The sequence below is a fragment of the Tenacibaculum sp. nBUS_03 genome (assembly GCF_051201695.1).
In the GTDB taxonomy this organism is placed as follows: domain Bacteria; phylum Bacteroidota; class Bacteroidia; order Flavobacteriales; family Flavobacteriaceae; genus Polaribacter.
In genome coordinates this window covers 3828731-3850053 of sequence record NZ_CP179214.1, presented here as the reverse complement: position 1 = coordinate 3850053, position 21323 = coordinate 3828731, and the positions used below count along the sequence as shown (strand labels likewise).

General features: G+C 26.9%; 20 protein-coding genes. 16 read left to right on the top strand and 4 right to left on the bottom strand.

Features of this window, described 5'->3' with window-relative positions:
- The first annotated feature begins 37 nt into the window (after positions 1-37).
- The 9 genes from ACMFBB_RS17605 (at position 38) to ACMFBB_RS17565 (ending at position 10488) form a co-directional block, all read left to right on the top strand.
- The gene (locus ACMFBB_RS17605) at positions 38-1675 is read left to right on the top strand and encodes a serine hydrolase domain-containing protein (protein WP_435262042.1); all 1638 of its coding nucleotides are present in this window, start codon (positions 38-40) and stop codon (positions 1673-1675) included.
- 590 nt (positions 1676-2265) lie between these two features.
- Positions 2266-2793 (top strand): hypothetical protein, encoded by a 528-nt coding sequence (locus tag ACMFBB_RS17600; RefSeq protein WP_435262041.1) that lies wholly within the window; start codon positions 2266-2268, stop codon positions 2791-2793.
- A 99-nt stretch (positions 2794-2892) separates the two neighbouring features.
- Positions 2893-3117, top strand: coding sequence for a hypothetical protein (locus ACMFBB_RS17595; RefSeq protein WP_435262040.1), 225 nt, complete (start codon positions 2893-2895; stop codon positions 3115-3117).
- Positions 3118-3436: 319 nt separating this feature from the next.
- The gene (locus ACMFBB_RS17590) at positions 3437-3640 is read left to right on the top strand and encodes a hypothetical protein (RefSeq protein ID WP_435262039.1); all 204 of its coding nucleotides are present in this window, start codon (positions 3437-3439) and stop codon (positions 3638-3640) included.
- 855 nt (positions 3641-4495) lie between these two features.
- On the top strand, positions 4496-4798 hold the full coding sequence (locus ACMFBB_RS17585) for an ArsR/SmtB family transcription factor (RefSeq protein ID WP_435262038.1): 303 nt from the start codon (positions 4496-4498) through the stop codon (positions 4796-4798).
- Between the two features lie 300 nt (positions 4799-5098).
- Positions 5099-6040 (top strand): proline dehydrogenase family protein, encoded by a 942-nt coding sequence (locus tag ACMFBB_RS17580; RefSeq protein WP_435262037.1) that lies wholly within the window; start codon positions 5099-5101, stop codon positions 6038-6040.
- A gap of 441 nt (positions 6041-6481) precedes the next feature.
- Positions 6482-6808 (top strand): hypothetical protein, encoded by a 327-nt coding sequence (locus ACMFBB_RS17575; protein WP_435262036.1) that lies wholly within the window; start codon positions 6482-6484, stop codon positions 6806-6808.
- A gap of 917 nt (positions 6809-7725) precedes the next feature.
- On the top strand, positions 7726-8583 hold the full coding sequence (locus ACMFBB_RS17570) for a TraB/GumN family protein (protein WP_435262035.1): 858 nt from the start codon (positions 7726-7728) through the stop codon (positions 8581-8583).
- Between the two features lie 162 nt (positions 8584-8745).
- Positions 8746-10488: an amidohydrolase gene (locus ACMFBB_RS17565; protein ID WP_435262034.1), complete on the top strand. Its 1743-nt coding sequence runs from the start codon at positions 8746-8748 to the stop codon at positions 10486-10488.
- A 631-nt stretch (positions 10489-11119) separates the two neighbouring features.
- On the opposite strand, the gene ACMFBB_RS17560 is transcribed toward ACMFBB_RS17565, so the two are convergent.
- Both ACMFBB_RS17560 and ACMFBB_RS17555 read right to left on the bottom strand, forming a co-directional pair.
- Positions 11120-11578 (bottom strand): tetratricopeptide repeat protein, encoded by a 459-nt coding sequence (locus ACMFBB_RS17560; RefSeq protein ID WP_435262033.1) that lies wholly within the window; start codon positions 11576-11578, stop codon positions 11120-11122.
- Positions 11578-12177 carry a superoxide dismutase gene (locus tag ACMFBB_RS17555; RefSeq protein ID WP_435262032.1) on the bottom strand — a complete coding sequence of 200 codons (600 nt, stop codon included), beginning with the start codon at positions 12175-12177 and terminating at the stop codon, positions 11578-11580. Before ACMFBB_RS17555 ends, ACMFBB_RS17560 begins: the two co-directional genes overlap by 1 nt.
- A 532-nt stretch (positions 12178-12709) precedes the next feature.
- Between ACMFBB_RS17555 and ACMFBB_RS17550 the strand changes: the two genes are divergently transcribed.
- From ACMFBB_RS17550 to ACMFBB_RS17525, 6 genes are all read left to right on the top strand, one after another.
- Positions 12710-13192, top strand: a complete 483-nt coding sequence (locus ACMFBB_RS17550; protein WP_435262031.1) for a hypothetical protein — start codon at positions 12710-12712, stop codon at positions 13190-13192.
- A 1650-nt stretch (positions 13193-14842) separates the two neighbouring features.
- On the top strand, positions 14843-15181 hold the full coding sequence (locus ACMFBB_RS17545; protein WP_435262030.1) for a PadR family transcriptional regulator: 339 nt from the start codon (positions 14843-14845) through the stop codon (positions 15179-15181).
- The gene (locus ACMFBB_RS17540; protein ID WP_435262029.1) at positions 15178-15786 is read left to right on the top strand and encodes a hypothetical protein; all 609 of its coding nucleotides are present in this window, start codon (positions 15178-15180) and stop codon (positions 15784-15786) included. The genes ACMFBB_RS17545 and ACMFBB_RS17540 overlap by 4 nt, the downstream gene beginning before the upstream one ends.
- 392 nt (positions 15787-16178) lie before the next feature.
- Entirely contained in the window at positions 16179-16598 is a 420-nt protein-coding gene (locus ACMFBB_RS17535) for a DUF6702 family protein (protein ID WP_435262028.1), read from the top strand.
- A complete protein-coding gene (locus ACMFBB_RS17530; RefSeq protein WP_435262027.1) occupies positions 16598-17164 on the top strand; it encodes a HupE/UreJ family protein in 567 nt (188 codons plus the stop codon). The genes ACMFBB_RS17535 and ACMFBB_RS17530 overlap by 1 nt, the downstream gene beginning before the upstream one ends.
- Before the next feature lie 280 nt (positions 17165-17444).
- Positions 17445-18239 (top strand): cation transporter, encoded by a 795-nt coding sequence (locus ACMFBB_RS17525; RefSeq protein ID WP_435262026.1) that lies wholly within the window; start codon positions 17445-17447, stop codon positions 18237-18239.
- A 96-nt stretch (positions 18240-18335) separates the two neighbouring features.
- Here the strand turns inward: ACMFBB_RS17525 and ACMFBB_RS17520 are convergent, their stop codons facing one another.
- Together ACMFBB_RS17520 and ACMFBB_RS17515 are read right to left on the bottom strand one after the other, a co-directional pair.
- Entirely contained in the window at positions 18336-19034 is a 699-nt protein-coding gene (locus tag ACMFBB_RS17520; RefSeq protein WP_435262025.1) for a LytR/AlgR family response regulator transcription factor, read from the bottom strand.
- Positions 19031-19849 (bottom strand): sensor histidine kinase, encoded by an 819-nt coding sequence (locus ACMFBB_RS17515; protein ID WP_435262024.1) that lies wholly within the window; start codon positions 19847-19849, stop codon positions 19031-19033. The genes ACMFBB_RS17520 and ACMFBB_RS17515 overlap by 4 nt, the downstream gene beginning before the upstream one ends.
- Before the next feature lie 207 nt (positions 19850-20056).
- Here ACMFBB_RS17515 and ACMFBB_RS17510 point away from each other — a divergent pair, with 207 nt between their 5' ends.
- The gene (locus ACMFBB_RS17510) at positions 20057-21232 is read left to right on the top strand and encodes a metallophosphoesterase (RefSeq protein WP_435262023.1); all 1176 of its coding nucleotides are present in this window, start codon (positions 20057-20059) and stop codon (positions 21230-21232) included.
- Positions 21233-21323: the final 91 nt, after the last annotated feature.

Below are 21323 nucleotides of genomic sequence, written 5' to 3'. Positions count from 1 at the left end.
TTTGTTCTTTCATCAAGAATCAATCAAAACTCATAGAATGAAATCGAATTATCTTTTAGTTCTTATAACCTGTGTACTAATATCTTGTAAGAACGGTACCACTTCACAATCAAAAAAAACTAGTTTAGACAAAAAAGAGAACTTATATTTTTCCAAAGATGACATCGAAAAAATCAACTCGACAGCATACAATTACATCAATAGGTTCACTTTAAACAAAGATGGGGTTCTCAATATTCATTTCACTCTAGAGGAGCCGCTAATACAAAGTCTTCAAAAAATAGCTCCAAATTTAACAGAAGATGAATTATTAGAAAAAGGCAATTTCCAATTTTCTTTTTTTGTAGATGAAAAAATAGTTTACGTAGAAAATTTAAATAAAGGAGCAGGATTAAAAGCGTCTAAAAAAGAAAAACTTAACCACACTATACGTTTGGTAGCAACAAAAAAATTAGATTACTGGGGTTGGTTTATGTGGTTAAAGTTTATGAAATTAGGTGGTGGTCAAGACGAATTAAGTGAAGGGAGTCATTCACTAACCATAGAAGTAAAACCTTATGTAAATTTAGATACATTAAAGGTAGGCACTATTTTAGCTAAAGGCAGTATTAATGTTGAAGTAGCTAAAATTAAGATAGATGAAAGTTTAGTTCCAATTCAAAAAATTCAACCAAACAATGGTTGGGAAATATCTACAGATTATGTTGATATTCAAAAAATAGAAGCATTAAATAGAAAAATAGTAGAAGGGAGATTTGAAAATATTAATGGGTTAGTAGTACTTAAAGATGGTAAACTCTTACTAGAAGAATATTTTAATGGAGAAAGTAGAGATAGTTTACACGACTCAAGGTCTGTTGGAAAATCAATAGCATCTTCATTGTTAGGCATTGCCATTGAAGAAGAGTTTATAAAAAATGAAAATACCGAGTTAAAAGATTATTATAATTTAAATTTATATAAGAATCATAGTAGTAAAAAAGAGTCTGTAACATTAAAATCACTCTTAACTATGAGTTCTGGTTTTGATGGTGACGATAATGATTACAGTAGTTTAGGAAATGAGGAAAATATGTATCCAACAAACGACTGGGTAAGATTCTCCCTTGGCTTACCTATGAAAAAGGAAGCAAATATTGGTAAAGAATTTACATATTTTACGGCTGGTGTAATAGTTTTGGGAGACATTATCCATAAATCCACTCCTAATGGTTTGGTTTCTTATGCTGACAAGAAATTGTTCAAACCTCTTGAAATAACAAATTATCAATGGGAGTACACACCTCAAAATATTGGTAATACTGCAGGTGGAATTAGATTGAGAGCACTTGACTTTGCTAAATATGGGCAACTATACAAAAACAAAGGACTTTGGAATGGAAAACAAATTTTAAACGAGAAATGGGTAGAAAAAAGTCTAAGTAAACAAATAAAACAAACTCTTGATAAGGGCTACTATGGTTATTTGTTTTGGAACAAAACTTATAAAGTAAACAATAAAGAATACGAAGTTTCCTATTGTAGTGGTAATGGAGGAAATAAGGTGTTTATTTTCAAAGATATTCCTTTTGTTGTAGTTATTACTGCTTCAGCATACAACAATCCAAGTGCACATTCAAATGTTGATAAAATGATGATGGAATACATATTACCTGCAATACTCGAAAAAGAATAAAGCCAGTTACTTACAGCATACAACTTAAATTAAAACACTATAAATCAAAATATTAAACATCAATAAATATATTACTAAAACGAAAATGAAGTATTTCCAATCCAATACTTCGCATATACTAAACCGTTGAGTAATACATTGGATTACAGAGTACACATTAAATAATGGCATGATTTTCGTTGAGATAAAAACAATCCTTGTTTTCAACTATGTTAATTTATAAAACATAAGTATATTAATTATATAATTTGATTGTTGATTAAATCTCAAATTATGAAAAAAAAACACAAAATATAAAGCTTGCGACTTTATTATGGGTAATAAGTTGCACTGAAAAGTCCTCACTAATAACTTATCATAGCGTAGCAGATAAAATTAACAACAAAAATATTGGTGAACTGAAAGATTTAGTAAAGCTTTTTCCTGAACTATTTAAAGATAAAGTATCTGAAAAACAACTTTTAAAATGGAAAAATCAGATACTCAACGATAGAAATAGTCCTGAGAGACTTAACAATATAACCACCGATGATGTATATTGTAATCGTTTTATAAATTTACCAGATTTAGACATAGTAGACGAGTCGATAATGCAATGGGGAATAAAACATATTTCTCTACATTTTATTGCCAAGGATGAATTTTGGAAAAAGATAATACCACTTGCTTTGCCTCTACTTTTAATACTAGTTTTAACATTATCATTATTTATATTTTCAAACAAAGCATATCAAAATCATGAATTTACAAGTGTGAAAACTGGGGGAAAAATAATAGAACTCAAATCAAACCTAATATATCCGAATTACAATAGTTTTGTAGATAGATTAGGGAAATCACTACTTTTTGACCTTTATTACAATAATAAGATACGTAACAATGAACTAGATTATGTTCGTGTCGAGCTATATAAGTTAATGCCATTCATTAGTGAAATAGATTTTAATTCAATCAATCAATTGCTAACAGATTATCAAAAGCTTGTTACTAAATATGATGTAGGAAAAACTTTAACTGAGAGTCAAAAAAAAGAAATATTATGTAAATATTCAGAATTGATTAAAAGCGTATGGGAAGCTATTAATAATCAAGAATTAAAAGTTAATCCTGTAAAATGAGAAAACTTTACTATTATAAATAATCAAATTTTTTAAAAGGAATCAAATTTCCTATTATACAAATCGAACAAAGGAAACAATTAAAAAAAAATGATAATTATGAAAAATTTAATTTTAATATTTTTATTTATTCCTTCTTTATTATTAAGTCAGAAGTTTAGATTTGATGTTAATACCGATCAAGGCTACATAGAAACCATCTATATACTTGATGGTAATAAAGTATTCAATATATCAGAAACTATTGATGAAATCTACTTATTTAGTTCAAGTTCATTAGCAAAAAATTATTTACAAACCCGAAGATCAAAATATTATCCCTAAAAAGAAATATCAAGTAGGAGGAACAACAATATTTATAAATTCTGCGGCTTCTATTGACTACTATACCAACAATACCCCATCAGGTTCATCAGGACAAATTAAGTCAATTAATAACTTAATATTCACTTATGCCCCTAAAAATAGTTGGAATAAAAATTCTGGTGTTGTAGGTAAGCTTTCTAAAATTGGAAATAATAAAGTTACTTATTGGACAGCTTCTGGATATACACAAAAAGGTAGATACAGGGGTAAAATAAGATCATTCGGAAGCAAACAATTTACATACGAAAGTTGGTCAAGATGGGGTGAAAAAGCAGGAATGGTAGGTAGAATAACTTCCATCGGGCCGATAAAAATTAATTACTATGAAACCGATTATGATAAAGGATACAAAGGAAAACTTAAATCTATTGGAACTGTTAAATTTATTTATTTTAAAGATACATACAACAATCGGAAAGCCAACATTATTGGTAAATTTAAACAGCAAAAAGGGCAAGACAGGCGACTTATAATTCATTAATGTATACTAAGATTATCATAAATTAAACCAGCTACTAAATACATTTACCCAACAATAAATATAGAAAATAGTGCAGTCGGTTACATTCAAGAGGCTTATCTGGTTGTTTAATCACCGCCTAAACTATTGTTACGACTAATTGACAACAAATTTATAACCCAAACAAAAGTTTCGGTTCTGAACCTTTATGGAAAAGTACGTTTTTCAAATATGAACTACACTCCCTATTCACAACCTAAGTTCTAATAAAACTATCATTATGTTATGTATGATGATTCGGGTTATTATTTAATTTCTTGTTTTGACCATCTTCATTATATATATAAACAAAAGTTCAATTTCTAGTTAAAAACATCATTAATTAAGTAAGACTAATTTAGATTAAAAAACATGAACAGCTTTTTTTTAAAAGGAGATAGCCAATTTTACTTTCTTACAAAGAGAACATTTAAAGATAATTAAGAGGAAAATTTATAAATCTTTAAAAAAAAGAGAAATGCACCAAATAAAAATTGCTTGTTCTATTTTAAAAGAAAACAGTTTTTAATTTTCCTATCAACATAATTACGAAAGAGATAGCTCCTTTTAATTTCTCTAAAGTTGCATTTTATATTCCTTTGTCACCAGACAAAAAACTAATAATACCATGCAAAAGAAAGTTCCATTTGAATGAAGTACTAACATAGAGCATTTATGCTAAACCGAAACGAAAGTGTTTATCACCTGTCTTACGTATCTTATACAAGCCATTACCACATATTTTGATCTTTCCTGAAATAAGGCTCCATAATCTTAAGATTATATAAAAAACACAACAAATCGACAAATCTCGATTTATTGTATTATATTTGCATTATGAATTTTTTAGAAATAAATAAAGTTTTGTCAAATAAAGTGAGAATTGATATTCTTCATTGGCTTAAAAAACCGGAAGAAAACTTTCCCCCACAAATAAATGTCCCTGATTTTAATGATGGTGTATGTGTTTGTCATATCCAAGATAAAACAGGCTTATCTCAATCTACTATTTCCCATTATTTAACTATGATGCATAAAGTAAATTTATTAATCGCTACAAGACATGGGAAATGGACATATTACAAAAGAAATGAAAATGAAATACTGAATTATATAAGTTCTTTGAAAAACGAACTTTAAGTTTTTTTAACTATTTTGAATTATAAATCGAGATATTTAAATATAACGGATTTTAAATTAACATCCTAGGTTGAATAGGTTCTTTGATACTTGCACGTGCTTATTGGCTAAACAGTAAAAAAACTAATCAATATTCAAACCAAAATATATGAATTAATAAACATGCATGGAAGTTTATCACTCATGATAAATTCGTTCTATTATGGTGTATCTACCTAGTCAAGTTAATGTTGTTTGGCTCTTAATGGGACTTTATCAACTGAACAAAACCTTAAATACTAAACAAAAAACAATATACAAATGGAAAAAGAGTTACTAAAAATAGGAGCTACGGCATTGAGAAAAGCAGCATTAAACAATAAAGCAAAGGACTACATACTTTCAGATGTAGTGTTATATAAAACAATTAAAAAAGCAGCTGAAAGATATATTGGAGGAGAAACATTGAATGAAACAATTCAAAAAGTTAAAGATCAAAACAAAAATGGATTTAAGTGTTCAATGGAATTTATGGGAGAAAATACACTAACTGAAAAGGAAGCGAATAAAGCTACTAATGAATTTTTACGAATAGTTCGTGAAATAAAAAAACAAAAACTTCATTCAACTGTTTCATTAGACCTCTCTCATATTGGATTGGCAATATCAAAAGAACTATGCTTAAACAATTTAGAATCAATACTCAAAGAGTCACAAAATCACAATACTGAAGTAATAATAAGTGCAGAAGGTGTTGAAAGAACTGACGATATAATAGATACATATAAAAGTTTTTCAAAAAAGTATGATAATGTTTCTATCACGTTACAGGCATATTTGCATAGAACAAAAGACGATTTTAAAGATTTAATTCAAGAAAGAGGGAGAATTAGAATGGTAAAAGGAGCTTTTGAAACACCAAAACATCTTTCTATTCCAAGAGGAATGGAATTAGATAACGCTTACTTAAATTATATTGACCAGTTACTATCAAAAAATCATAAATGTTCAATTGCTACTCACCATAATGAAATTCAACAGGAAGTAACCAAACTAATAAGAAAATATAGAACCAACAAAAATATTTATGAATTTGAAAGCTTATACGGGATACAAACAGAACAATTATTACAATTGAAAAAACAAGGTTTTCCTACTAAGTTATACTTTGTATATGGTAAGGAATGGTACCTCTATCTATGCAATAGAATTGCGGAATATCCTATGTATTTGTTCAGAGCTTTGAATGACATTGTACTATAAATACTATGCTTAACAATAGCTATAATTAATACTTTTAATTCCCATATCAACTACTGTCGAAACGCTATCAAGCATTAAAAAAATTAGTGATTTACGCTTTAAAATTTTTCTTGATAAATATATTAATAAATCTTACAAAAGAATAAATATTGAAGAAGTAAAACCCAATAAAAAAGGAGAAATACAAGTGCCTTCAGATACTTTTTTTATAAAAGATTCTAAAAAAGTTCGTTGTTTATTATTTTATGCAGAATTTTCTTGTTGCTATAACTTATTTATATTGTTACTCGTTTATCGGAGAAATTTTAGCGTTAGATTTTAACAAGAACCAGAATTTATTGATTATTTCAACATCTTTACTATTTGTTTTCTTATGTTTTTTGAAGCTTATTATTATTATTTAGGACCAGATAAAAAACTAATATTAGATAGGATCAATGGTTGAATTGTATTACCAAGGCCATATTTTTAAAACCAAAAACAATCAAAATTAGTCAATTACAAGCTTTTAAAGTACTGAAAGGAAAGGCTGGCGATTATGATGGGAGTAATGAGTATATTGATTTGTGTCTTACACAAAAATATAGTGATTATAAATTAAAAATTAACACACACCACACAGACACTCATGTAACTATTAAACAACATGTTAACAACTACACTATTGACTCATATTGGAGTTTTATAATTTGGTATATGGACAAAAATAGGCCCTCCCAAAAAGAAGCGCTTTCGATTATTATAGGGATAAAGATTTTTAACGTTTAAAATCTGAAGGTTTTCCACTTCCTCTATATAATGAACGAGAATACAAAATATTTCCACAATAATTAAAAAAAAGACTGCCAACTTAAGTCTTATGTATTAACCGTTACCTATGATTTTGGTCCGTTCTTAAATAAGGCTACATAATTTTAAAGATTATATTATGAAAAAGATAATTCTAATCGTATTTATAGTAACTTCTCTTAAGAAAATAAATTCAAAATACAATCAAGAACGATACTCTTAGTGGTAATTTTTACCAACTCAAATTGATTATGAAAGATAGTAATAGAAAAACAAGATTAACATACAAGAAGAACCTATTAGAAAAAATAAATTTTCCGATACTTTTTCTACAACAAATCACATCAACAATATTTAAGAAATTACACCTCTAATTTAGCACAATTCCTAGGTCTATTAATTTTTCATTCATAATTCAAAATAAATTTGTAAATTTATTTAAGCTAAGAACGGAATTACCTGATGATTACAACTAAAATTTTGAAATTGAAGGTATGTGATTTTTTCTTTAAATATTTTCAATATAAGTCAATGAAATAAATTTAGGAGCAAATAATTCTCACTTAAACGTTCTTGTATTCTCTTAGAATATCGTTATCTGATTCCTTTAATATTATACTAATTGATTTAGTGATATATAATAACTATAAGAAGAATATAGATAATTGGTATAATAAAACAATTTCATAAACAGATTGTTAAGATAATAAATAGACATGCTTATAAAGAAAAACAACCAACACTCATCAATTTATATAAAGTAGTAGCAATCTAATCAGTAAAATACTCATTATATTCTAACTATTAGAAGCTATTAAATGTTATAAGTTTCAAGAAAATTAAAACAAAAAAAAACACTATTCACCTCTTCATTAAAACATATTATAAATTAAAAAATGAAAAATTTAGTTCAATTATTAACTATTATCACCTTAATCATACATTCTTTAACAACAAATGCACAATCTCTTTTATGGGAAATATCAGGTAATGGCCTTAAAAAACCATCTTATATTTATGGGACAATACATTTAATCTGCCCCAATGAATTAGTAATTTCTGATGCTCTAATACAAGCATTTGACAGAACTGACCAATTAGTTTTAGAATTAGACATGGACGCACCAGATTTTATGCAAAAAGCTCAAAAATTGTCTCTAAATCCATCAATGGAAAACTTATCTAATCAATTAAATGTTGATAATAAAAAATTAATTAATAGTTTTTTACAGAAAAATTTTAAAACAGACCTAACACAATTAGGAATTTTAAAGCCTTTTGCCTTACAAAGTATGGTTTTAATGAAAACATTAGAATGTCAACAACCTGCATCATATGAATCTTCCTTCATACAATTGGCCAAAGAACAAAAAGAAGAAATTTTAGGCTTAGAGGAAATGGAAGACCAATTTAAAATTTTTGATGAAATACCTCAAAAAAAGCAAGTAGAATGGCTAGTAGAAAATATTAAAAACTTTACGAACACTAAAAAAGAAATGCAAGAAATTTTAAAAGCATACGAAAATGAAGACTTAAAAAAAATACAGGAAATAACAATTCAAAATCCTCAGTATAAAGAATATTTAGATCTTTTTTTAACCGATAGAAATAAAAAATGGGCTCCCAAAATAGAAACTATAGCCAAAACAAAACCAACTCTTTTTGGTGTAGGAGCAGCCCATTTAATTGGTAAGAATGGAGTTATAGAATTATTAAAAAATAAAGGATACAAATTAAAACCAATTGAACAATAAAATTCTCAACGAAAATAGAGAAACCTATTCATTAATTACTAAGCTACTTTGGAAATCACCTCTAAAAAATCAATATTAATCAATAAAGTCTGAAACAAAAAAAGTCAATCAATCAATCAATCAATCAATCAATCAATCAATCAATCAATCAATCAATCAATCATGATCAAAATCTTAACAACAAAAAGCAATGTTATCAAGTTCTTACAAATAACCCCTCTCCTATTTACACTCCTGTTTGTTTTTTCTTGTAAACAAGAAAAAAAAACTAATCCATTAAATACTTCAACTGTCTATTATGCCGGAGATATTATCACAATGGTTGGAGATTCTCCACAATATGCAGAAGCTGTTGTTGTAAAAGAAGGAAAAATTGAATTTATTGGAACTACAAATGAAGCAATGAGAATTGCAGGTGAAGGACACCAAGCAATTGATTTAAAAGGAAAAACTATGGTTCCTGGTTTTATTGATGGCCATGCACACTTTGCTTCTTTTTCAGGCCAAGCAATTGGGGCAAAAATATTACCTCCACCAGACGCTGGAGCAAAAAATATACCTGAACTTATTAAGATACTAAAAGATTGGAATACCCCTGAAAATCGAGAATTAACAGGATGGATTTTTGGTATGGGATTTGATGATAGCGTGCTTGAAGAAAAACGTTTCCCTACCAAACACGATTTGGATAAAGTATCAACAGAATTTCCAATAATGATAATTCATATTTCTGGTCATTTTGCGGTAGTGAACACGAAAGGATTGGAAGCTCTAAATATTACTGCTGAAACTAAAAACCCAGAAGGCGGAATTATTAGGAGAGAAAATAAAAACGAACCTAATGGTGTGCTCGAAGAATTAGCTGCAATTCCGTACTATACAAAAGTTCTTTCTCCATCATCAATTGAGGCTGCTAATAAATTTTTTGAATCAGGGCAAGAAATGGCGTTATCATATGGATACACTACTGCACATGAGGGAAGAGCCATGATTGAGAACCATAATATGCTTGCTAATGCAGCTAACACAGGCAAACTAAAACTAGACGTAGTGAGCTATATTGATTATATGTTCGTTGATACGTTAATGAAAACTGACTGGAATAGTAAAACTTATAAAAATCATTATCGTATAGCAGGAATGAAATTAACCCTTGATGGCTCTCCTCAGGGAAGAACAGCTTGGAGGACGCAGCCTTATCTAATTCCACCAGATGGTGCCAAAGAAGGATATTTAGGGTACCCTGCTATTCCGAGTGATAGCGTAGTTGAATCTCTTTATGAAAAAGCATTCAAAAATAATTGGCAAATTATAACTCATGCAAACGGGGATGCCGCCATGGATCAAATGATAAGAAGTCTAAATAAAATCACTAAAAAACACGAAAATATTAATAGACGAAACGTACTAATTCATGGACAATACATCAGAGAAGACCAATTAGATTCGTTTAAAGACTTAGATATTATAGCTTCTTTATTTCCGCTACATACTTATTATTGGGGCGATTGGCATAAACAAATTATTGGAGATAGTTTAGGTAATAAAATTAGTCCGACGAGAACGGCCTTAAACAAGGGGTTAAAGCTAACTATCCATACTGATGCTCCTGTTGCATTACCAAATTTAATGCGAATGATAGGAATTAGTGTAGAAAGAAAATCACGATCAGGTAAAACAATTGGTGCGGATGAAAAATTAACCCCTTATGAAGCTTTACAAGCAATTACAATTTGGTCTGCATTTCAACATTTTGAAGATCATAACAAAGGAACATTGGAAAAAGGAAAGTTAGCAGATATGGTAATTTTAGATAAAAACCCTCTGAAAGTATCTGAAGAAAAAATTAAAGATATAATAGTCGTAGAAACAATTAAAGAGGGTATCTCAGTTTATAAAAAATAACTACTACCAACTTTATGAAAATAATAGTTTTTACTGAATAAAACTAAAGTTATTTTTTACGCTAGATTATAGATAATTTAAAAGAATAAAATTAATGATACATTTTATACAATGTATTATTGGGCATAAAAATAAAATTCAGAAATTATCTAAAAAAATGATTAAACTAAAACCGTGCTTCAGTTGAAGCACGGTTTTAGTTTAATCTCATTAATAGAATCTTTGATATATGATATCTTAGTGAATTCAATAATAGTTGATGCTCAAATTAATAAAACTTTTTAATTACTTTCCAAATCAGTTCAAAAAGTTCTAAAAGAAATTTCCAATAAGATAATATTGGTTACACCGAAACCAACATTACTAATCAAAACATTATCAAATGTCAACCTAAATCATAACTTAATAAAAATCAACATATTAAAATAAGTTATTCAGGAAATAAAGTTTGATGAGTAGAAAACTTACCCGCCCATCCAGATTGTTCACAAATTATTCTTCCAAAAACTATTGTATTCTTAGTTAAAATAAAAAATAAATAAAATAACGATGAAACTAATTAATAAATAATTATCCGAAAATATAGTATGGGTTTTATAAAAATAATAGCCTAACTACATTTATAAATTTATTATATTTTTATTAAATCATTCTCTAATAGCTGCTCTTTCAATACCGTAAATAATTTTACTTGTTTGCTCTTTATATTATGTTTTTCTGTAAAATGAACATAAGTTAACATAGCTCGTTTGAGTTCAGACTGTAACTCAACAATGTTAAGTTCTTTGTTTGTTGCTAAATGTAAAAGATAATACACCACTCTTTTAAGTAAGCTTTCCGCTTCTTCTTTCTTACCAAGTTCCTCATACGTATTTGCTAAGTTATTACAAGAAATTATATATACTTGCACAAATGAAGTTTTTAATCGTATACAATCCGAAATATTATTATTCAAGACCTCTGCTCTGTATAAAGCATCTTTATAGCCCGATAGTGCTTTTTTAAAATTTCCTTTTTTAAAAAATTCATTACTCGAGGCTGTTAAAGTTTGCCAATACTTTTCTATATGATTCATACAAGTATCACTCATTATTTTTTTAAATTTTTGTTTGCAAAATCCCAGTTTACTATTTCCCAAAAACCTTCTACAAATTTCGGTCGTGCATTTTTATAATCTATATAATACGCATGTTCCCAAACATCTAATGTTAAAATTGGTTGTTTATTTTGTGTTAATGGTGTATGAGCATCTTTCATTGCAAGGATCTCAAGTTTACCTTTTTCATCTTGTGTTAACCAAGCCCAGCCCGCACCAAATAACTTTATTGCAGTAGTTGAAAATTGTTCTTTAAATTTCTCAAAACTACCAAAATCACGAGTTATCAATTCACCTATTTCTCCATCAGGAGCCTTCCCTCCGTTTGGCGAAAGACAATTCCAGAAAAAAGAATGGTTCCAATGCTGCGCAGCATTATTAAATAAAGCTAAATTACCGTCAGTATGTCCTTTTTGAATAATTTCTTCAATACTTAAATCAAATAACTCAGTATCTTTTACTAACCCATAAAGATTATTTACATATGCATTGTGATGTTTTCCGTAATGATAATCAAACGTTTCTTCAGTAATAATCGGATTTAATGCATTCTTGTCATAAGGTAGTTCAGGTAATGTTAATGTAATGTTCATTAGTTTTAGTTTTTATGTTTTAATGTCTCTTTTTAGGTACTCATCATTTTAATACCTCTATATAATATTGTATGATAAATCTTTTTTAGATTTGTAAAAATAATATTTTAGACAAGTCTAAAAAAATAAATTAATCAAAAAATAATTCTAAACATAAAAAATAAAGTATGTCAAACTTCTTGTAATTGCTGAGAATAACAAATCATTTAAATACTTTACAATTAACGCATCAACGTAAAACTTTCATTAAAAAATAAAAAAATTAGTAGTAAAACGTAAAAACTCAACCAACAAAACGGGAACTAAAATGCTTTAAAAACTAAAGATTTATCTATAAATAAAATTGGTAACACTACTAATCATCAATTTACCAACTAAATTTTATTATATTTTGGAAGAGGAGCATGAATAAAATTAAAAGTTTTAGTTACTTGTTTAAAAGGAAATTCATTACTTTTAGTTCCGGTACTACCATAAGCAAAAGTAGTACATATATAAACCGAAAAACCCAAATAATATAAACCTCTTTATTATGAGATTTTTTTTTATCAGTATTGTCGCTGCAACTACTCTAGTTCTTATGTCTTGTGAAAATAAAAAAAACAAGTCAACCCCTATTAATAAAACTGAAGTTAGTTCAAAATTCACAGATATTCCATTTGTTATAGCAAAAAATTACTTTGTAAATAACTCAATTAAACAATTAGAAAACTCCAAAATTGAAACAGAAAAAAAATTTAATGAAATTTTTGGAATGGCAACCACTACAGGAGAACACGGAAAACCTACTAAAATAGATTTCACGAATCAATATGTAATTGCTGTTTTAAAACCTGAGACTGATTTAAATTCAGTTATTAAGCCTAAAAGTTTACAAAAGAATGAGAAAGGAGAAATTGTTTTTACATACAAATATCAAACAGGAAAAAAACAAACTTATACGATTTTACCATTTATAGCTATCATTGTAAATAAATCTGAAAATGGAAGTATTTTAATAAATGAAGTTAATTAAATCATACTAAACCACTCGATGCATAAATTACTTAGGCTCTCATTCCACTATACATATAAAATTAGTTGTAATTTTAATGTTATGACTAAACCAGTCAATTACTCATAACTCAAACTTTATATTTATTATAAGAAGAAAAGATATAATTTTTTGCCTGGCGCAACAACTTATTTCACAAACAATAAATTATCTTGTTTAGCTAATGATACTTGGATTGATACAAAATATATTGTTGCATATAAAAAACTAGTGGTATAGAATTTATTCTCATTATAAAAAACACCTAAAAAAGGTGTTTTTTTATGTCCAAGATTTAGGTAAAGGAATTTTAGATAAACTTTAGTAAATGATGAATTACTCAAAAAAATTAAAAAAAGCACATGAATAAAATTTAATAAAAAAGTAAATTGTTTTTATAGGTTATCGCATTAATCTGAATAAAACAAGAAGATCCGACAAACTAATAACACTAATATTTCTTATTGAACAAAAAAGGCTATAAACAATCTGTTAGAAATTGCATATAACCTTTTATTTAGGGGAAACATAATAAAATATTTAATTCTCAAGTTTTAAGGGGAATCAGAATAAACACGTTATTTAGAACAAATCTAAATAATTAAATCTGATAAATAAAATTTAAATTAATAATAATTTCAGTAAAAAAAGAGAAGAAGTACCCCATCAAAAAATACTGCTTCTCTTTTTAATTTTAACAAGCTAAAAATCAATAACTCGTAAATAAATATAATTAAAAAGAAAAAAATTAATTCAAGAAAATAGATTAGCAGAATATTGCTATAGATAAATGGTTATTAAAAGACAAAAAGTAAAATAGATAAAAACTGTGTGGTGATTACAAAGAAATAATTATGCAAGGGAGGTTAAAAAATATTAAATCCAAAGTTAATTCAATAACTATGAACAGTAGCTTGAGTATTATCTTTCAAAAGGTTCATCCTATTTTAAAACATAATATGCTTCTTAATACTTTAAAAAGACTTCACTAATTAACAATTTTTAATAAAAAGCGTTGAAACTTCATTCATAAACAAATAATTCACTTAAATTAATTTACTAAAACAATAGAAACCATAATAATTACATCACGTACTCACTAAATTTTTATATTTCATTTAAATACTGGCTAATTATAAAATTTTCCAATAATTTTAAGTATTGATTTATTGATAAATGAACCCCAAAAAATTAGCTATAAAAAAATAAAACCCTAATGAAAGGGTTTTACAATATTCAAGGGCACCAAACAATTAATTATGTATGGCGATTTTAAGTAATAAGTCATTTTGAAAAAAAAGATACTCATTTAAGAATAAAAAAAGTAGAAACAATGATTTATAACAGATTCAGCTAGTAAAATTATATTAAATCATTAAAAATAGATTCTTCATCACTTAAGAAAAAAATTGTTTCAATATCAGCTTTTCTTAGATTATTTCTATTATTGATATGATTTGTGCATAAACAAAAACCATAATCAATAAAATTATAGCTATAAAATTAAAAAAAAATAAACGGATAGATAAAACACTTAATAAACAATTTAGAAGTCTTTATTGTTAAAAAATATGAACGAAATTCCATATACATAGATTTGTGATGTATTGTTTTTTTATATATATTTGTACTATGCACTCAAAAGAACTACTTAAAGGAACACTATCCGCAATTATTCTGAATTTACTTGCAGAAAATGAAAAAATGTATGGTTATCAAATGTTTCAACAGGTAAAAGAACTATCTGGTGGGAAAATCTTACTAAAAGACGAATCATTGTACCCTGCTTTACAAAAAATGACTAAAAATGGTCTATTATCATATAAAGAAGAATACATAGGAAAAAGAGTTAGAAAGTATTACTTTCTTACAACTAAAGGGAAAATGGAAAAAGTACGATACCTTGAAGAATTAAAAGACTTTTTGACGACTCTTAATAAACTTGTTTTTCCTGAAATCAAACTTGCATGAAATTAACAACTGATCGAGAAAATATAATTAAAACCCTTGTTGACAACCAAAAATTAACAATCAAAACACTAAGTGATGATATTACAGATCACTTATGCTGTGTTCTAGAAAGTCAGCTAGGAAAGGGTAAATCATTCGACGATTTGTTAAATAATGCTTTAATGGATTTAGCTCCAAATGGTTTGATTGAAATTCAACATAAAACAATTTTTTTACTTAACTCTAAACGAATAATACTTATGAAAAGATTAATGTATTTAATTGGATTTATTGGTTCAATTACCCTAACTGCTGGAATAACTTTTAAATTACTTCATATGCCTTTTGGAACAGAATTATTTACAATTGGTTTTTTAACCTTACTCTTAATATTTATTCCTCTGGTAACCTTTAATAGGTACAAAGTTGCTATATCTAAATCAATTTCAGTAAAATTGAAAATGATACTGGGAGCTATAGCTTCAATCATTACTGGTCTTTCAGGACTATTTAAGTTAATGCATCTGCAAGGAGCTGAATTATTATTGATTCTTGGGGCATTTATATTTGGGTTCGGATTTTTGCCTTTCTATTTTTTTACAATGTATAAGAAATCAGTCTCTTAAAATTGAACACTAAATACTTGGTAACACTTTATTAGGAAAGAGAATACATTAATTATAAGTAACGAACTATAAGTATCGTAACCTTTTTATTTTTATATTTTATTAATGCAACTTAGTTGCTTTTTATAGTATTAAAGTTTATTTTTACACTTTGTTAATGTTAAGGATGCGTAAAACATTAATGTATTATGTAGAACTTAAATGATGTTCGATCAGTATTAGGTTGGAACAGATCTAATTATATAAAATCTGAACAATAAATACTTAATAATAACAAAAAAAAATAGTGTTAAAAAAGGTTTTACCATAATAATTTAAGCATGCGAATAACATTTTTGGCTTTTGTATTTATAATTCTCTCTTCAAATTTAAATTACGATCATAGCCTAAAAATGTCTTTTAGCAAACTAATAATCAGCCCTAAAGGATTTGTAGATATAGAAACTCGCATCTTTCTTGATGACATTACAACGCATATAGAAAGTGTTTATGGGTTACAACAGGCTGATTTTACAAATATTTCAACAAAGGGAACGCAAGCATTACAACTATACTTTCAAAATCGTTTTTATTTTTCACAACGTGAAAAAAAAATAAATTTAGTAATCAATAACGTTTCACTATCTAAAAACGGGCAAGCTTTAATTGTAAATGCAAGTTCAACTAAGTTATTAGACTCCTCAAAAAAAGTTTTTTTGTTTAATACATTATTATGTGATAATTCAACAAAACAAGTAAATGGTATAAAGTATTTAGGTAAACACTATCTTTTAAATATCAGCAATCCAAAAATAGAAATACAACTTGAATAATGAAACACTATATTGAATTAGGTATTGACCATATTTTAGATTTAAATGGATTAGACCATTTTTATTTCATTATTTCTTTTTGCATCGTTTATTCAATAAAAGATTTGAGAAAAATCCTTGGGTTAATAACAGCATTTACAGTTGGTCATAGCATCACACTTGCTCTTTCTTTATTTAATTTGGTATCTATCGATCCAAACTTAATTGAATGGCTTATTCCTCTAACAATACTAATAAGTTGTTTAATTAACTATTGGACGCTTCTAAATAAAAATAACTACCAGCTTCCAAAAGGATACCTTATTTATTTTATAATTTTAACCTTTGGTCTTATTCACGGACTAGGATTTTCGAATTTTCTTTCTACCATGTTATTTAAAGATGAAAGTATATTAATACCACTACTTGGTTTTAATATTGGTATTGAAATTGCTCAACTAATAATTGTTTTTGTAGTGCTTTTAATTCTATCTTTTAATAATAAACAAAAAAAGATTAAAAGAAATATTAGATTAATAGTGAATACTATAATTTCACTTCTAGTGCTTCATATGATCTTTCAGTAAATCTACATGCATTAAAAATTAAATTTATCTTTCACTAAACTTTTTTTTAAACAAACAAACAAACAATTAAAAAACATTGTATACTTCTATTTAACAATAAATAACACTTTAATGTAAAGATAGAAGTGCTAGTTATTAGTGTCTTTTTTATTTATTATTAAAGCTTTCATCTTAATAAATTCGTAAATTTATGTCTACTAAAAAGGATGCTTTTTTTTTCAGGCGAAAATAAATTTAATGTTTAACAAAAGTATTGTATCTAATAAAACACTTAAATTAAATGATTAAGACAATTTTTGAAATTACTAAAATGGATTGCCCTTCTGAAGAAAATTTAATTCGGATGAAATTAGATGAATTTTCAAGCATTACTCATTTAGATTTTGATATTGCTAATCGAAAGTTAACAGTTTTTCATTTTGACCAATTAAATCAAATAGAAAATGCAATTATTGAATTAAACCTTGGTGGAAAAAAAGTTACATCAGAAAAAACAGATCAACAAAGCTTTGAAAAGAATAAAAATCAGAAAAAAACACTTTGGTCAGTTCTCATCATAAACTTCTCCTTTTTTATTATTGAAATAACTTCAGGAATTTTTTCTAAATCAATGGGCTTAGTTGCAGATAGTTTAGACATGTTTGCTGATAGTTTAGTTTATGGAATTAGTTTGTTTGCTGTAGGCGGTTCACTAATAAGAAAAAAGAAAATTGCTAAAATTGCAGGGTATTTTCAAATTGCACTTTCATTTATTGGTTTCTTAGAAATTTTAAGACGTTTCTTTGGAAACGAAAAGCTCCCTTCATTTACAACAATGATTTTTATATCAGCATTAGCGCTTATAGCCAACGGTATTTGCCTTTATATTTTACACAAGTCAAAAAGTAAGGAAGAAGTGCATATGAAAGCAAGTATGATTTTCACTTCAAATGATGTAATCATCAATTTTGGTGTAATAATTGCCGGAATTTTAGTACACTGGCTTAATTCAAATAAACCTGATTTAATTATTGGTACAATAGTTTTTATTTTAGTTATTCAAGGTGCTTTTAGAATATTAAAACTAAGTAAATAAAATATTTTGAATGGCAGTACTGTAAAAATCAATACTTATAAACATAAATACTATGAGTAACATTATTAAAAATACACCTTGAAATCAAAATCAGAACTAGTTTAATAAACTAGTAATATTATTTTTATACAATTTACCTATAGGAATAATATTTTCAAGAATTTTAATTCTATTGCCCTCTACACTATCAATACTATTTTTTGCAACAATAAATGATTTATGTACTTGCATAAAATATTTTTGAGGTAGTTTCTCTACTATTTTTGAAATTTTTTCTCTTACAAGAATTTTCTTTTCTTTTAAAGTTACTTTTGAATAATTACCTGCAGCTTCTACATAAAGAATATCATTTATTTTTACCTGAACATATTGTTTGTTACTATAAAAAAACATGTGCTTCCCTTCATTACTATCAGAATGTTCTATTTTTATTGTTTTTTCTTTTTGTGAAATAACCGCCTTATTTACTGCTTTTAAAAATCTTTCAAAACTAAAAGGCTTTAACAAATAGTCTACAATTTCTAATTCATACCCTTCCAAAGCATATTCTTTGTATGCTGTTGTTACTATTACTTTAGCTGGGTTAGACAATGTTCTTAAAAAATCAAAACCTTTAAGTTTTGGCATGTTTAAATCTAAAAAAATCAAGTCTATAGTATTTTCTCTTAAATAATCTAAAGCTTCTAATGCATCATAACAATGTTTCTTCAATTGCATGTTAGACGCCAAGTCACAGTAATTTTTTATAATATCATGAGCAATATGCTCATCATCTATAATTATGTAATTTATCATACTCTAATAAATAAAGAAGCTTTGAAAACTGAATTATCATCAGTAAAAACAAGCTTATGGTTATTTGGATATACTAATTCTAATCTACGTGCTAAATTATTTAATCCTATACCCTCTCTTTCTGGTAACTCAGAACTATCAAAATTATTTTCTATATTAAAATGAATGGCCCCTTTACTAGTTTTCAAATTAATATACACGTAAGAACTCTCTCTTAAGTTTTCTACACCATGTTTAAAAGCATTTTCTACAAGAATAATAAATAATAATGGGATTATTTGAATTGAATAGTTATCAATATTTACAGTAAACTGTATATCTATATTCTTATGATAACGCATTTGATGAAGTTCTATATAATTTTGTAAATAAGTAATTTCATCTTTAAGGGGAACTTTGTTTTTAGCTCCTTCATAAATGCTGTACCTCATCAAGTCAGATAACTTTAAAATAAGAGCTTTTGATTGTTCAGTATCTTTATCTATTAAACCATATAAATTATTTAGCATGTTAAAAAAAAAATGAGGGTTTACTTGACTTTGTAAATGCAGTAATTCATTTTTAACTTTTTCATTTTTTAATATAATTAACGCTTTTAACTGTTTAAGGCCCCAAACAATACCCATTACTAAAAGTAACCCATAATATATTAAAACAACAATACTAACAACCTGAGGATAATTTCCTAAAAAAACAATCGAATTTTTATTAAGTATTACAATTTCATAAGTAGTAATTCCAACTGGAATTATAATACTTATAAATACTACTACCTTAATTAGAAACCAGTTATTCTTTTTTAAAATCGCTATCATATTACAAAAATAGAGGAATAGAATGGATACCTAATAAAAAAGTGATAAACACCAATTCTTATTGCATATAAAAACTCTATTGAGTGATAAAACACCTATCTATTTAAAAATAAAGTATACAACACTAACTACTATGCATTCATCACAAAAATTTATAAACAAAACAACTTCAAAATACTTTTGTTTCAAATAAAATAAATCATAAAAATGAAAAAAAGAGTTATACAGTACTTTAAAAATCTATTTGGCACTATAATCGTTTTATCTCTCGTTGGTATTCTTATTATAATTTCTTTAAACGGAAGTTTTGAATATGGTAATAATCCTTCAAGATTAAATTTAGATAATGAAGGTCCTTATATTTTTTATAAAAATGATAGTATATTAACCATTAATTATATTAGAGGAAATAAGTCCGATGGTTTTTATTTAGATAAAAAAGAATACACTAGTAATAGTAAAAATATTGTTGCAAACTGCTACTTCCCTTTAGACAGCACAACATTTAATTTTACCGTAAAATCGAATTTTGAAACTCCCAAAACAATATATAACGACAAACAGCCCATTATGGCTATATCAGATATAGAAAGTGGCTATAAAACATTTAGAGATTTCCTTATTACTAATAAAGTTATAGACAAAAATTTACATTGGACATTTAAGAAAGGACATTTGGTATTAATTGGTGATTTTGTAGATCGAGGTTTTTCTACAACACAAGTATTATGGTTTATATACAAACTTGAACAAGAAGCCAAAAAGCAAGGAGGACATGTGCATTTCATAATAGGGAACCACGAGCTTTATAACATGCAAGGAAAATATAAATCTGCTTCATACAAGTACTATGGAGTAGCTTCCATTCTAGGTAAACAACATCACGATTTATATGATAAAAACTCATTCATTGGAAAATGGATTTCGAGCAAAAATTCATTAGAGCTTATAAATGGAAATCTTTTTACCCATGGAGGAATCCATCCCGATTTCTCAAACTACAATATAACAATCGATGAAGTAAATCAAATTAATAGAGCTAACTACTATCAATCTTACTATCCAAAACCACAAAAAAACGTTAATCAACTGATTATTTCTAGTAAGAATGGAATATGTTGGTACAGAGGGTATTTCAACGGAAATTTATCTCAACAAGAAGTAGAAAAAGGGATTAATGCGTTTAATGCTCAAACTGTTGTTGTTGGGCATACTTTACAACGTAAAGTAACTAAACTTTATAATGGGAAGGTTTATGCTATTGACGTAAAACATCCTAAAGATTACAATAAGAATTGGCCAAGAAAAACTTCAGAAGGATTACTTATTCAAAACAATAGGTATTTCCGAGTGTCGTCAACTGGAACAAAAGAAGAAATTTAAAACTGATAAATTTACTACAAGATATAACGATTGTTGTAGATATATGATTAATTTTACAACAATCTAATCTTGTAGTGGTTTGCTAAAGAAG

Coding starts and splice junctions, on each gene's coding strand:
- ACMFBB_RS17605 (WP_435262042.1), top strand. CDS start 38: ATGAAATCGAATTATCTTTTAGTTCTTATAACCTGTGTACTAATATCT.
- ACMFBB_RS17600 (WP_435262041.1), top strand. CDS start 2,266: ATGCAATGGGGAATAAAACATATTTCTCTACATTTTATTGCCAAGGAT.
- ACMFBB_RS17595 (WP_435262040.1), top strand. CDS start 2,893: ATGAAAAATTTAATTTTAATATTTTTATTTATTCCTTCTTTATTATTA.
- ACMFBB_RS17590 (WP_435262039.1), top strand. CDS start 3,437: ATGGTAGGTAGAATAACTTCCATCGGGCCGATAAAAATTAATTACTAT.
- ACMFBB_RS17585 (WP_435262038.1), top strand. CDS start 4,496: ATGAATTTTTTAGAAATAAATAAAGTTTTGTCAAATAAAGTGAGAATT.
- ACMFBB_RS17580 (WP_435262037.1), top strand. CDS start 5,099: ATGGAAAAAGAGTTACTAAAAATAGGAGCTACGGCATTGAGAAAAGCA.
- ACMFBB_RS17570 (WP_435262035.1), top strand. CDS start 7,726: ATGAAAAATTTAGTTCAATTATTAACTATTATCACCTTAATCATACAT.
- ACMFBB_RS17565 (WP_435262034.1), top strand. CDS start 8,746: ATGATCAAAATCTTAACAACAAAAAGCAATGTTATCAAGTTCTTACAA.
- ACMFBB_RS17560 (WP_435262033.1), bottom strand. CDS start 11,578: ATGAGTGATACTTGTATGAATCATATAGAAAAGTATTGGCAAACTTTA.
- ACMFBB_RS17555 (WP_435262032.1), bottom strand. CDS start 12,177: ATGAACATTACATTAACATTACCTGAACTACCTTATGACAAGAATGCA.
- ACMFBB_RS17550 (WP_435262031.1), top strand. CDS start 12,710: ATGAGATTTTTTTTTATCAGTATTGTCGCTGCAACTACTCTAGTTCTT.
- ACMFBB_RS17545 (WP_435262030.1), top strand. CDS start 14,843: ATGCACTCAAAAGAACTACTTAAAGGAACACTATCCGCAATTATTCTG.
- ACMFBB_RS17540 (WP_435262029.1), top strand. CDS start 15,178: ATGAAATTAACAACTGATCGAGAAAATATAATTAAAACCCTTGTTGAC.
- ACMFBB_RS17535 (WP_435262028.1), top strand. CDS start 16,179: ATGTCTTTTAGCAAACTAATAATCAGCCCTAAAGGATTTGTAGATATA.
- ACMFBB_RS17530 (WP_435262027.1), top strand. CDS start 16,598: ATGAAACACTATATTGAATTAGGTATTGACCATATTTTAGATTTAAAT.
- ACMFBB_RS17525 (WP_435262026.1), top strand. CDS start 17,445: ATGATTAAGACAATTTTTGAAATTACTAAAATGGATTGCCCTTCTGAA.
- ACMFBB_RS17520 (WP_435262025.1), bottom strand. CDS start 19,034: ATGATAAATTACATAATTATAGATGATGAGCATATTGCTCATGATATT.
- ACMFBB_RS17515 (WP_435262024.1), bottom strand. CDS start 19,849: ATGATAGCGATTTTAAAAAAGAATAACTGGTTTCTAATTAAGGTAGTA.
- ACMFBB_RS17510 (WP_435262023.1), top strand. CDS start 20,057: ATGAAAAAAAGAGTTATACAGTACTTTAAAAATCTATTTGGCACTATA.